10 protein-coding genes are annotated in these 13,118 nt (G+C 60.9%); 7 read left to right on the top strand and 3 right to left on the bottom strand.

The genetic code is table 11. The features are described 5' to 3' along the window. Positions 1 to 88: 88 nt before the first annotated feature. Positions 89 to 1,735, top strand: coding sequence for a phosphoglucomutase (alpha-D-glucose-1,6-bisphosphate-dependent) (gene pgm, locus ACP7CJ_RS06010; RefSeq protein WP_276193082.1), 1,647 nt, complete (start codon positions 89 to 91; stop codon positions 1,733 to 1,735). Between the two features lie 55 nt (positions 1,736 to 1,790). Here pgm and ACP7CJ_RS06005 read toward each other — a convergent pair whose 3' ends face one another. Further along, positions 1,791 to 2,486, bottom strand: a complete 696-nt coding sequence (locus ACP7CJ_RS06005) for a pirin family protein (protein WP_426099824.1) — start codon at positions 2,484 to 2,486, stop codon at positions 1,791 to 1,793. A 219-nt stretch (positions 2,487 to 2,705) separates the two neighbouring features. On the opposite strand from ACP7CJ_RS06005, the gene ACP7CJ_RS06000 reads away from it, so the two are divergent. Further along, complete coding sequence (locus ACP7CJ_RS06000; protein ID WP_426099823.1) at positions 2,706 to 5,150, top strand: UvrD-helicase domain-containing protein; 2,445 nt, start codon at positions 2,706 to 2,708, stop codon at positions 5,148 to 5,150. A gap of 116 nt (positions 5,151 to 5,266) precedes the next feature. On the opposite strand, the gene ACP7CJ_RS05995 is transcribed toward ACP7CJ_RS06000, so the two are convergent. Next, positions 5,267 to 5,539 (bottom strand): DUF1652 domain-containing protein, encoded by a 273-nt coding sequence (locus ACP7CJ_RS05995; protein ID WP_247403740.1) that lies wholly within the window; start codon positions 5,537 to 5,539, stop codon positions 5,267 to 5,269. A 361-nt stretch (positions 5,540 to 5,900) separates the two neighbouring features. Here ACP7CJ_RS05995 and ACP7CJ_RS05990 point away from each other — a divergent pair, with 361 nt between their 5' ends. After that, positions 5,901 to 7,307, top strand: coding sequence for an NAD(P)/FAD-dependent oxidoreductase (locus tag ACP7CJ_RS05990; protein ID WP_426099822.1), 1,407 nt, complete (start codon positions 5,901 to 5,903; stop codon positions 7,305 to 7,307). Between the two features lie 76 nt (positions 7,308 to 7,383). Here the strand turns inward: ACP7CJ_RS05990 and ACP7CJ_RS05985 are convergent, their stop codons facing one another. Further along, positions 7,384 to 8,178: a response regulator transcription factor gene (locus ACP7CJ_RS05985; RefSeq protein ID WP_426099821.1), complete on the bottom strand. Its 795-nt coding sequence runs from the start codon at positions 8,176 to 8,178 to the stop codon at positions 7,384 to 7,386. A 199-nt stretch (positions 8,179 to 8,377) separates the two neighbouring features. Here ACP7CJ_RS05985 and ACP7CJ_RS05980 point away from each other — a divergent pair, with 199 nt between their 5' ends. The 4 genes from ACP7CJ_RS05980 (at position 8,378) to ACP7CJ_RS05965 (ending at position 13,064) form a co-directional block, all read left to right on the top strand. Next, on the top strand, positions 8,378 to 9,742 hold the full coding sequence (locus ACP7CJ_RS05980; RefSeq protein WP_276193075.1) for an APC family permease: 1,365 nt from the start codon (positions 8,378 to 8,380) through the stop codon (positions 9,740 to 9,742). Between the two features lie 9 nt (positions 9,743 to 9,751). Continuing rightward, positions 9,752 to 10,855, top strand: coding sequence for a P1 family peptidase (locus tag ACP7CJ_RS05975; protein WP_276193074.1), 1,104 nt, complete (start codon positions 9,752 to 9,754; stop codon positions 10,853 to 10,855). Between the two features lie 357 nt (positions 10,856 to 11,212). After that, positions 11,213 to 12,646, top strand: a complete 1,434-nt coding sequence (locus tag ACP7CJ_RS05970) for a serralysin family metalloprotease (protein ID WP_426099820.1) — start codon at positions 11,213 to 11,215, stop codon at positions 12,644 to 12,646. A 49-nt stretch (positions 12,647 to 12,695) separates the two neighbouring features. After that, a complete protein-coding gene (locus ACP7CJ_RS05965; RefSeq protein WP_276193072.1) occupies positions 12,696 to 13,064 on the top strand; it encodes a protease inhibitor Inh/omp19 family protein in 369 nt (122 codons plus the stop codon). Positions 13,065 to 13,118 lie beyond the last annotated feature (54 nt).

Below are 13,118 nucleotides of genomic sequence, written 5' to 3'. Positions count from 1 at the left end.
TGCTGTCGTGGGATCGATAACATCGCGCGGTAGTCCAACTCTCAGTAAACTGTCATTTTTTCCGAATCCTTCTTTCCGAGGTTTATGCATGACAATCAGTCCTTTTGCGGGCAAACCGGCGCCAGCCCAGTTGCTGGTCGATATCCCGCGACTGGTCACGGCCTATTACACCGGCCAGCCTGATGCAGCAATCTCCACCCAGCGCGTCGCCTTTGGGACGTCCGGGCACCGTGGCAGCTCGTTCGAACTGAGCTTCAACGAATGGCATGTGCTTGCCATCAGCCAGGCCATTTGCCTGTACCGCGAAGCCCAAGGCATCGATGGGCCGTTGTTTGTCGGCCTCGATACCCATGCGTTGTCGACGCCCGCAGGGGCCAGCGCGCTGGAAGTGCTGGCGGCCAATGGTGTGCATGTGATGCTCGCCGAGGGCGATGAATACACGCCAACCCCGGCCATTTCCCACGCCATCATCTGCTATAACCGCGGTCGCACCAGCGGCCTGGCCGACGGCATTGTCATCACGCCGTCGCACAACCCGCCACAAAGCGGTGGCTACAAGTACAACCCGCCTAACGGCGGCCCGGCCGATACCCACGTCACCAAGTGGATCGAGGCCAAGGCCAACGAACTGCTGGCCAATCGACTGGCCGGGGTTAAACGCATTACCCACGCGCAGGCGCTCAAGGCCGATACCACGCATCGCCATGATTACCTCAACCGCTACGTGGCCGACCTGGTCAATGTGATCGACATGGACGCGATTCGCAGCGCCGACCTGCGCCTGGGCGTCGATCCACTGGGCGGAGCGGGGGTGCGCTACTGGTCGGCGATTGCCGAGCACTATCGTTTGAACCTGGACGTGGTCAACACCGAAGTCGATCCTACTTTCCGTTTCATGAGCGTCGACTGGGATGGTCAGATTCGCATGGACCCATCGTCCAGCTACGCGATGCAAGGGTTGATCGGTCTCAAGGAGCGTTTTGACGTGGCCTTCGCCTGCGACCCGGACCACGATCGCCACGGCATCGTCACCCCGTCCGGCGGCCTGTTGGCGCCGAACAATTACCTGGCGGTGTCCATCGACTACCTGTTCCAGAACCGTCCCGACTGGCGCGCCGATGCGGCTGTGGGCAAGACCGTGGTCAGCAGCGGCTTGATTGATCGCGTCGCGGCGCGCATTGGGCGGCGCCTGTACGAAGTGCCGGTCGGCTTCAAGTGGTTTGCCGACGGCCTGTTCGACGGTTCGCTGGGTTTTGGCGGTGAAGAAAGCGCCGGCGCCTCGTTCCTGCGCAAGGACGGCACCGTGTGGAGTACCGACAAGGACGGTTTGATCCCGGCGTTGCTCGCGGCAGAAATGACCTCGCGCAAAGGCCAGGACCCAAGCCAGATCTACCGTGGCCTGACCGACGCCTTGGGCGAACCGTTCGCCATTCGCGTCGACGCCAAGGCCACTCCGGCGCAGAAGGCGCTGTTGGGCAAGCTGTCGCCGGAGCAGGTGACGTCCACCGAACTGGCCGGGGAGCGCATCCAGCAGATCCTCAGCCATGCGCCGGGTAATAACCAGGCGATCGGCGGCTTGAAAGTCATGACCGAAAACGGCTGGTTCGCCGCGCGGCCATCGGGCACCGAGGATATCTACAAGATCTACGCCGAGAGCTTCATCGGTGCAGATCACCTCAAGCAGTTGGTAGAAGAAGCGCAGGTATTGGTAGACGGTGCCATCAGCGCTAACTGACACACCTGCGTCAATGTAGGAGCGGGTAAGCCCGCTCCTACATTTCGCCTCGAGATCAGGCCAGGTCGACCAGCACGATCTCGCTGTCTTCTATCGCGGTGACGTGCAACAGCTGTTCATCTTCTATCGCGACACCGTCTCGAGCGTGTGCGCGCAGGCCATTGACCTCAATCACTCCCGTCGCGGGCACGAGATAAGCACGACGCCCGCTGTCCAGGCGGTATTCGGCACTTTCCCCGGCTTTCAGATTGGCGGCCACCAGGCGCGCATCCGCCCGAATGCGCAGGCTCTCGCTGTCACCGGCCTTGCCACTGGCCAGTGTCACAAAGCCCTCGCGGTCACCTTTCGGAAACGGCTTGGCGCCCCACGACGGCGGCAGGCCGGCCTCGTTGGGGATGATCCAGATCTGGAAAATCTTGGTGGGGGTGGCTTCCAGGTTGTATTCGCTGTGGGCAATCCCGGTGCCGGCGCTCATGACCTGCACGTCACCCGCCTCGGTGCGGCCCTTGTTACCGAGGTTGTCGGCGTGGCTGATGGCGCCTTCGCGCACATACGTGATGATTTCCATGTCGCGGTGCGGGTGCTGGGGGAAACCGGTGCCGGGCGCGATGATGTCATCGTTCCAGACCCGCAGGTTGCCCCAGTGCATGCGCTTGGGGTCGTGGTACTCGGCGAATGAAAAGTGATGATGGGCGTCAAGCCAGCCATGATGGGCGCCGCCCAGGGCGGTGAAAGGTCGTAATTCGAGCATGATCGTCTCCCGTTGATGGCGCTTATCATCTAACAGCGCATGATCGATAAAAAGCGTAAAAAGTGCCTTATTCCTATCGATTTAATGGATTTGTTTCGGGCGCTTTGACTTTCACTTCATCGCCTAACTGCATGACGGCAAAGCAATTGGCTGGAACTGCGTGGCGATTCCGGCGACCATGGCGCACTCGTCAACACCCAGCTCATCGCAGGAGTCCGCGTGCCGCAACAACAGCCTGATCTGCCCCCTGAATTGCGCCCCCTGGCTGAAATGCCGTGGTTGAAGCGGCTCGCCGCCCGATTGTTCGGGCATGGTCTGACCCGCTTGCGCGCGCAGCACCGGTTCTCCTGGCTGCATGGGCAGGCCGATGGTTTTCGCAGTGGGCACGAGGCGGGCGTTGAGTACGGCTATCGCGAGGGCAAGGCCGACGGCATCGAGGAAGGCCGGCAAGTTTTGCTGATTCGCGACTTCCGCCCGCAAGAACACCGTGCGCCGGGGGTGGATGACAGCCTGTTCGATGATTGGCGGCTGCCCCTCACGGCCGATCTGAAAAAGCGTATCAAAGCCGATGTGGCGCGCTTGCTGCCGGCTCACGCGCAGCCCAGCGCCGCGCAATGGAAGATGATCTTCAGCGACACGCCGTCCACTTCAGTGATCGCCGGTGCCGGTGCGGGCAAATCCACCTCGCTGGTGTTGCGTATCCTGCTGCTCACCCATTACCTGGGCTTCGAGCTGAGCTCGATGACCGTGGTGACGTTCACCCGTGAGTCGCGCAAGGACTTCATCCACAAGCTCATGGAAATACTTAGCTTGTGGGGGCAACCCATTGATATAAAACAAGCCCAGGCTGTAGTGCGGACCTTTCACTCGCGTATCCTGCCGATGGTGCGCAGCCTGCCGGGCTTCGAACGGTTGCAGGCGTTCGAGAACCTCAGCGCGGGCTTCGAGGACGCGGACAGCAACCCGTTCGACCTGCGCCTCAATGAGGCACAGCGCCAGCAGATGAACGCCTGCTACCACCGACTGCACGGCCAGCATGCGCGCTTTCGCGAACTAATTGCACCGCTGGCGCGCCATGGCTTGCAGCTCAAGGAGCTGGAGCGTGATCACCCGGACGTGCAGAAACGCATGGCGGTAACGGAACTGGCCGCCAAGCGCGATGAAGAACTGTGTGACGTGATTGAAGACCTGTGGTTTCGCGCGGGTGCCTGGCCCATCAAGGGGATTGAGCCAAGTCGCCAGACCGTAGAGATCAATGGCGCGCAGTTTCATTGCCATGGCTATATTCCCGAGCTGGATGCCTGGGTCGTGCTGGGCTTCGATTCACGGGAAAACGCCCAGGTCAGCCGCCCCAATGCCAAGCTGTCGGTACGTGCGGAGTGGTCGGTAAAGCGCACCTTATTTCAAGCATTCTGTCGTAAGCCTTTGATATGGTTAGATAGCTATGAGTCATCTAAGCGTCTTTTGAGCAGCCTGGCCGGTGACGCCAGCGCAGGGCCGGGGTTCGATTACAAGGTCAAAGGCGAGCTGGCGTCGGCGCCGTTGCTGGACTGCTTTGTCATGGCTGCAGGCTTCATCGAGAATCTCGGTCTGGATGTGCCCGGCGCTGTGGGCCAGATGAGCTTCGCCAAGGACGATCCGGACCGTTACTTCTTCGAGGCCCTGAGCATTTTCTGGAAAGCCCTGGAAGACCATCTGCTCGACCAGTCGCCGCCGATCATGACCTACAACCGCATGTTCTCGTTGTTTGGCGAAAACACCCCGGAAAACCTCAAGTTGCTCAGCGACCCCCTGTTGCGGCCGTTGTCACACCTGATGATCGATGAGTTCCAGGACGTCTCACCGCAGATCGTGTCCTGGCTGCGCGCCAGCCTGCGTGAAATCCGCAGCCGTGGACCGGCCATGCATGTCGGACGCGGCGCTCAGCGTTCGTCACTGTTATGCGTGGGGGATGATTGGCAGTCGATCTATGGCTGGCGCGGCAGTTCACCGAAGTATTTCATGGAGTTCAACAAGGAATTTCCGTCACCGAGTACCACCCGCGTCATGCTCGGCGAGAACTACCGCAGCCATCAGCACATCATCGATGCCGCCGAACACATTGTGCGCGCCGCGCCAGCGATCCCCGGCAAGAAGGCCAAGGCCTGCGGCGCACCCAAGGCGTTGGTGCCCGTTACGGTGTTGGAGCGCGACGATGCGGCGCTGGGTCGTCGACTGCAGGAACACTATGAAAAGGGCGATTCGGTGTTAATGCTTTATCGAAAAAGAAGTGATAAGTTATTGATTAAAGAGCATATTCAGTCCGTTATTAATGTTGATTCTAGCTTGCCGCCGGCAGCGCGCAGGCTGAAACAACTGACCTATCACAGCGCCAAAGGCCTGCAGGCGGATGCGGTTTTCCTGCTTGGGGATTGCCAGCATGTCACCCGTTCGCCTTACAAGAACCAGGTGTACCGGATGGCGGGCCTGGGCAAGGCTGGCGACACTGAACCGTATGACAACGCGCAAAAAGACGAAGTGCTGCGCCTGGCCTATGTCGGCATTACCCGCGCCATAAGCCATTGCTACTGGTATGTGGAAAAGCCCGAGGGCCAGGCTGTGAATGTACCGAAGGCATCGGAACGGGTAGACGCCAAGAAAGCGTTTTTTGACGATCAGCGCTAAGCCTCGTCTGGCACAGGCCCAGTGTGGGGGCGGGCTTGCCCGCGATAGCGGCGCATCAGTCGAAAAAACAGGCGACTGATACCCCTATAGTGAGCGAGCCTGCCTGCTTTGCGCGCTCAAGCCCTCAACAAATGCGGCGGCACAAAACACTCCAGCTCCGCTTCCACCGCCTCGATGATGCGCTCTACATCGGCGGCATTCATCACCGTGGCACAGGGGATGCCGGCGATGGCGATCAGCGTCTCGCCACTGGCGCGGTCGAACAGACGCGCGACCATACTACCGGGGGCATCCATACTCCCTTCGAAGCCCATGGGGTGAAAATGCCAGCGCATTAGTTGACAGGCGTTGGGGAATGTCACTTTGTTCATGTTGCCCACCTTGTTCATTGAGCGCTTCCTTTAGCTCGCGGCAGGGGCCAGGACCGTTACAGATCATGGCGAGTGAGAGTCTAAAAATAGCATCCGTTTGCGCACGTCTGCGGAGTTTTTTCGTTCCGTTCGGCAGTTCTTTTCCTATAGGTTGACGTGGGTCATATCCTCGTCGCGGCCGGGCAAAAGGCCACTAGTCAGAGGTTCCGACGAACCATTGAAGGCCGCCGCTGGCCGCTGCCTGTATCGGTAAGCCGATTGATTCGGCGCTGATGGGGGCAGCAGGTCGCTCCAACATTTGTGTGTGTACGCGCACAAGACAACCCCTGACATCCGGCCTTAGTATCCAGCCTATCGAAACGAGGTAGGGGAACCCGGCATGCCGGCATGGCGCACGATAAGTTTATGGATGGACCAGTTGGACGACCCGCTTGTGGCGCGGCCTAGCTTGGAGCACGAGCTGGACGTCAACGTGGCCATCATCGGCGCTGGTTACACCGGCCTGTGGACGGCCTATTACCTCAAGCGCCAGGCGCCTGAGCTGAACATTGCGATCATCGAGGCGCAAACCGCCGGTTTCGGCGCGTCCGGGCGTAACGGCGGCTGGTTGATGGGCAACCTGCTGGGTGAAGACCGTTTGCTCGCCGACCTGGCGCCCGAGCAACGGCGTGCTTCGTTTGACCTGCTGCACGGTATTCCCGACGAAGTGGCCCAGGTGCTGGCCCGCGAGCGCATTGATTGCGACTACCGCAAGGGCGGCGCCCTCTACTGCGCCGCGCGTTACCCCGAGCAGGAAAGCAGCCTGCGTCTTTACCTGGACACGCTCTATGCCCAAGGCCTCACCGAGGCCGACTACCGCTGGCTCAGCCCGCAACAACTGGCCGAGCAGTTGCGTATCGCCAAGCCTTATGGCGCGGTCTATGCGCCGCATGTGGCGACGATCAACCCGGCCAAGTTGGTCCGCGGCCTGGCGCGGGTGGTGGAACGCATGGGGGTCGCGATCTACGAAAACTCGCCCGTGACCCATTGGCAGTCCGGCAGCCTACGCACTGCAAAGGCCGGCGTGCGCGCCGCTTGGGTGGTGCCGGCCGTCGAGGGCTACGCAACGACCTTGGCGCCGTTGGGCCGCTACCAACTGCCGGTGCAAAGCCTGATCGTCGCCACCGAGCCATTGCCCGCCAGCACTTGGGACGAAATCGGCCTGAGGCATGGCCAGGCCTTCGGCGAAAGCAGTCGCCAGGTCACCTATGGCCAGCGCTCGGCCGACAACCGCCTGGTGTTCGGTGCCCGTGGCGGTTATCAGTTTGCCGGCAAATTACGCGAGGACTTCGATTTGACCGACAGCGAAGTGGAGTTGCGTCGCTATTTGTTCGGCGAACTGTTCCCACAGTTGAAGAACGTGCGGATTACGCACTCCTGGGGCGGCAACCTCGGTATGTCGCGCCAGTTCCGACCGCACATGCTCTGCGATCACACCACTGGCATCGCGCTGTCCGGCGGCTACGGCGGGGAGGGCGTCGGTGCAAGCAACCTGGGCGGTCGCACCCTGGCCGACCTGATCCTGGGCCTGGATACGCCGTTGACCCATCAGCCCTGGGTCATCCGCGAACGCGGCCTGGAGGCGCTCAAGGCCTGGGAGCCGGAACCGTGCCGATGGCTGGGTTACAACGCGATCATTCGCAGTTTTGTGCATGAAGACCAGGTATTGGCCAACCCCGATACCGCGCCCTGGCGCCGCAAACTGGCGATCGGCGTGGCCGGTTTCATGGAAAGTTTCATGCGCTGAGCCGCTCCAGCCACACCGGCGACCTGGCCAATCCAGATCCCCAAGGAATGCGCGCACCGCGAATCGCGCGGCCCGCCTACGGATTTTCCAGATCATGCCCCAACGACTGGATAAACAACGAGAACAACTCCGGCTGCGAGGAAATATCCAGCTTGGCGTACAGGTGCCGGCGATGCACTTTTACCGTGTCCGGCGAGATGCTCAGGCGCTCGGCCATGGCCTTGGAGGAGAACCCGCGCAATACCAAACGGGCGACCTCCAGCTCGCGGTCCGAGAGCACGCCGCAGCCGAAATGGCTCAGCGCATCGCGAATCTGGCTGGCCATCGCCTGCGCCGCCGGTACACGCTGGGTGCTTTGCTGCCAGTGCTGCTGCATCAACGGCAGCACCCACGCCGCCAACGTGGTCATCAGCCCGGTTTCCTCAGCGCTGAAACGCCGCTGCATGCCCAGTGACAGCGACAACGTGCCCGCGCCGGGCAACTGCAGGATCAATTGCACCTCGTCTTCCAGCACGTTGTCCTGAAAGTAGTTGAGGAAGTATTCGCTCTGGCGAAAATGGTCCGGCGCGACTTCCTCCAGGCGGTACACGCCGCTGGCATACCCTTCGCGACAAGCCTGGAAAAACGGGTCGAGCACGTACAGGCCGTTGAGGTACACCAGCATCGACGCCGGTTTGCTGCTGGGCTGGGCGTCGTATTCCTCAAGGGCCTGGGGCAGGCCATCGAGCGGGTAGAAAATCGCCAGGGCGTTATCGAACGGCAGGCATTGGTGCAGCAACAGCACCAGCTGTTTCCAGAATCGCTCGGTGCCGATCTGTGACAGGGTGCGCCCCAGCCCCGCGTGCATGCCGACTTCCCGGAACAGGCTCATGTCACAGTCTCCCGTCATCAAAAGATCGGCCAAGGGTTCGGTTTTTAGCGGGTGTCGTCAAGGGGAGTACGCCAATAGGGGAATTGGCTGACAACACCTCTGGCTTTAACGTCGCCATCATTGAGTGGGAAACATATCCCACGACTTTCAGACTTTTCGTTTCTGCCTCACACCAAAAACAACGACAGAGGATAACGATATGAGTGCTTCCCCCGCGCCAGACGGCGTGCTCAAGCCCACCCTGAGCGTCTTCGATGTGGTGGCCATTACCGTTTCGGCGGTGACGCCTGCAAGCTCGGTGTTCGTGATCGCCCCGTTCGCCATTCAACAGGCGGGCAGCGGCGTGTTCCTGGCTTTTGTCATGGCCGCCTTGCTCGCGCTGATGTTCGCCTTTTGCTACGCCGAATTGGGCCGCGCCCACAACAGCGCCGGCGGAGAATACGTGTATGCCAAGCGGGTGTTCGGCGGCATGGCGGGTTATGCGACGTTCCTGACGGTGCTGGTGATGTTGCTGTTTATCCCGCCGGTACTGGCGACGGGCGCGGCGACCTACTTGAATAACGCCCTGGGCACTAAGTTCGACTCACAAACCGTCGCCCTGGTCATTGTGGTGTGCAGTTACGCCCTGGGCATCCTCAACATCAAGCTCAATGCCTGGATCACCGGCACCTGCCTGCTATTGGAAGTGGCGGCCTTGCTGGTGATCGTGTTCCTCGGCTTCGGCCATCCGGTGCAGCCGGTCAGCGTGTTGTTTGAGCCGCAGATCGTCGAAAACGGTATGTTGCACCTGGCGCCTTGGGCCCTGGTGATTGGCGCGGTCGGCATTGGCCTGTTTTCCTTCAATGGCTACGGGCCGGCGGTGCTGCTGGCCGAAGACATGAAATGCGGCGGCAAGGGCGTACACAAAGCGGTGTTGTGGTCCCTGGGGCTGGTGGTGGTGATTGAACTGGTGCCAATCACGGCGCTGCTGATTGGCGCGCCATCGCTGAGTGCGATGATCAGCAGCCCCGACCCCATCGGCTACCTGCTGACCAGCCACGGCAACGAAACCTTGTCACGCCTGGTCAGTGCCGGGATTTTTCTCTCGGTGTTCAACGCCATCGTCGCCATCGTGATCCAGATCGGCCGCGTAGTGTTCAGCAGCGGCCGCGATGCCCTGTGGACGCCGACCATCAACACGCTGTTCACACGCATTCACCCGCGCTGGGATTCGCCCTGGTTGGCTACGCTGTTCCTGGCGATCCCTTCGGCGCTGCTGAGTTTCAGCTCGAATCTGGCGGACCTCACCTCGTTCAGCGTGCTGCTGATCATGCTGGTGTACCTGATCGTGGCGCTAAGCGCGCTGATGAGCCGGGTGCTGCTGCATGAGCGCGCGCATCCGTATCGCATGCCCTTATGGCCGCTGCCGGCATTGCTGGCGGTGCTGGGCGCCGGGTATCTGTTGATGACCTTGATCGCTGAGGCGTCGGTGCGCGACATCATGGTCATCATCGGCTTGTTGGCGCTGTCGGTGATTCTGTATTGCATCAGTGGCCGGTCGAGTCCGGCGTATCAGAAATTGTAAGGAGTGGTTATGCGCGCACGTCAATTGGGCATCACGTTGGGGTTGGGCACACCCGGCGCGTTGAATGCCATCACCGATGTTCCCGGGGTCCGGGTCGGCCACAGCACGCTCAAGACCCGCGTCGACAGTAAACAGGTGTGCACCGGCGTCACGGTGATCCAGCCGCGTGCCGGCGAGGCGCGGCACCAGCCGTGCTTTGCCGGGTATCACGTGCTCAACGGCAATGGCGATGCCACGGGCCTGGAGTGGATCCGCGAAGCGGGGCTGTTGACCACGCCACTGGCGATCACCAACACCCACAGCATCGGCATTGTGCGCGACACCCTGATTGCCCTGGAGCGCGAGCGCCTGGCGGATCCGGCCGTGTACTGGTGCATGCCGGTGGTGATGGAAACCTACGACGGCCTGCTGAACGATATCTGGGGCCAGCACGTCAAGCCTGCGCATGTGCGCCAAGCGCTGGAGCACGCCGAGAGCGGCCCGGTGCAGGAAGGTGCGGTGGGCGGCGGCACCGGGATGATCTGCCATGAATTCAAGGGCGGGATCGGCACCGCGTCGCGTCGATTGCCGGCGGAGCAGGGCGGCTGGACGGTCGGGGTGCTGGTGCAGGCCAACCATGGTAAGCGCCAGGAATTGCGGGTCGACGGCTACCCGGTGGGCCGGCACTTGATGGAGATCGCGTCGCCGTTCGCCGAGCGGGGCACGCCGGGCATGGGCTCGATCGTGGTGATCCTGGCCACCGACGCGCCCTTGTTGCCCCATCAATGCCAACGCCTGGCGCAGCGCGCGTCCATCGGGATTGCGCGCACCGGCGGCGGCACCGAGGATTCCAGCGGTGACCTATTCCTGGCCTTCGCCACCGGTAATCAGGCGCTGCCCCCGGCGGATTACGGGCGCAAGGACCTGGCGTTCAGCACCGCGTTACAGATGGTCAATAACGATCATATTTCCCCGTTGTTCCTCGCGGCGGCGGAGGCGGTGGAGGAGGCGATCATCAATGCCATGCTGGCCGGTGAAAGCATGACCACCGATGACGGGGTGCAGGTGCCGGGTTTGGACGGCGAGACACTGTTGCAGGCATTGCGCCAGGCGGGCTGGAACAGTTGCCGATAATTCTGTGTATTTATAAAGGTGGTGGCTCTTTAATGTTGCCAATGACACCGTAACAATATATTGGATCCATTTAAATAAGTGCGCCGCTCAAGTTGAGCGGCTTTACCGCTATTTAATATTTAAATAACAGCGCGCTGCTTTTTGTAGGACAAAAGCAACTAGCCCCCTGCAAACATTGCACACGACTTGCTTAAGTTGCCGATGGGTCGGTTTTACTGCGCAAATAGAGGTAGACGAAAGATTTCAAGTTGTGTCAGTTTCGTGACGCCTTCAAAAGAAGCGAGTGATAGGACGATCTCGCCAGCGAGGTTCCTATCGACCCAAGACTGATGCACTTGCACACAAGGAAGTACGTTTATGTCAAAAGTAAAAGACCAGGCTATTGTATCTGCCGCGCAAGCCAGCACTGCGTATACGCAAATTGATAGTTTCAGTCATTTGTACGACCGTGGCGGCAACCTCACGATCAATGGCAAACCCTCTTATTCCGTTGACCAGGCAGCCACCCAACTGCTGCGCGACGGCGCCGCGTACCGGGACGTTGACGGCAACGGCAAGATCGACCTGACCTACACCTTCCTGACCTCGGCCTCCTCGAGCACGCTGAACAAGCATGGCATCTCGGGCTTTAGCCAGTTCAACAGCCAGCAGAAAGCCCAGGCCGCACTGGCCATGCAATCCTGGTCGGATGTCGCCAACGTCGCCTTCACCGAGAAGGCCAGCGGCGGTGATGCGCATATGACCTTCGGCAACTACAGCGGCGGCCAGGACGGCGCGGCGGCCTTCGCCTATCTGCCCGGCACCGGCGCGGGCTATGACGGCACCTCGTGGTACCTGACCAACAGCAGCTACACGCCCAACAAGACCCCGGACCTGAACAACTACGGCCGGCAGACCCTGACCCACGAGATCGGCCATACCCTGGGCCTGGCTCACCCTGGCGACTACAACGCCGGGAATGGCAACCCTACCTACAACGACGCGACCTATGGACAGGACACGCGCGGCTACAGCCTCATGAGTTATTGGAGTGAGAGCAACACCAACCAGAACTTCAGCAAGGGCGGGGTCGAAGCCTATGCCTCCGGGCCGTTGATCGACGATATTGCGGCGATCCAGAAGCTCTACGGCGCCAACTACGCCACCCGCGCGGGTGACACCACCTACGGTTTCAACTCCAACACCGGGCGTGATTTCCTCAGCGCTACTTCCAACGCCGACAAGCTGGTGTTTTCCGTCTGGGACGGCGGTGGCAATGACACCCTGGACTTCTCCGGTTTCACCCAGAACCAGAAAATCAACCTCAATGAGACCTCGTTCTCCGACGTTGGCGGCCTGGTGGGCAACGTGTCCATCGCCAAGGGTGTCACCGTGGAAAACGCCTTCGGCGGCGCGGGCAACGATCTGATCATCGGCAACAATGCCGCCAACCTGATCAAGGGCGGCGCCGGCAACGACCTCATCTACGGCGCTGGCGGGGCGGACCAGCTGTGGGGCGGCGCCGGCAACGACACCTTTGTGTTCGGTGCCAGTTCCGATTCCAAGCCAGGGGCGGCGGACAAGATCTTCGACTTCACCAGCGGCTCCGACAAGATCGACCTGAGCGGCATCACCCAAGGCGCGGGCCTGAGCTTCGTCAACGCGTTCACCGGGCATGCCGGCGACGCGGTATTGAGCTATGCCTCGGGCACCAACCTGGGTACCTTGGCCGTGGACTTCTCCGGGCACGGCGTGGCGGATTTCCTCGTCACCACCGTGGGCCAGGCAGCGATCAGCGACATCGTGGCCTGATGCACGCGCGCGGTGCTTCGGCGCCGCGCTTCCAGGAGGGAGCATATACATGCCGCGTTTTTCTCATTTGATCGCCTGTGTCCTACAGGTGTTGTTCGTGTCGGCAGGAGCCCACGCAATGGCTAGCAGTCTTGTTTTACCCACCGCCGCCCAGTTGGCCGGACATTGGCAACTGCACCGAGAGGGTCAGGTCTGCGCCCTGGATTTGCTGGAGCAGGCCAACGCCTTGGGTGGCGACGTGGCATGTGTTGAGCAGTGGCTGGGGGACAAACCCCTGACGTGGTCACCGACGCCGGACGGGATCTGGTTGATGAATGCCGAAGGCTCAGGGATTACCCACTTGAATCGCCAGCGCGACGGTGAATACCAGGCACGCACGCCATCCGGCGTTCTCGTGATATTGCAACGAATACCTTAGTTTCCAGTTATAACGCTATAACTCGAGTTTACTAGTTGGCCACCGCTTATTTAG

Source organism: Pseudomonas sp. PSPC3-2, from assembly GCF_049897085.1.
Lineage (GTDB): Bacteria > Pseudomonadota > Gammaproteobacteria > Pseudomonadales > Pseudomonadaceae > Aquipseudomonas > Aquipseudomonas paraveronii.
This window is presented reverse-complemented; position numbering and strand designations above follow the sequence as displayed.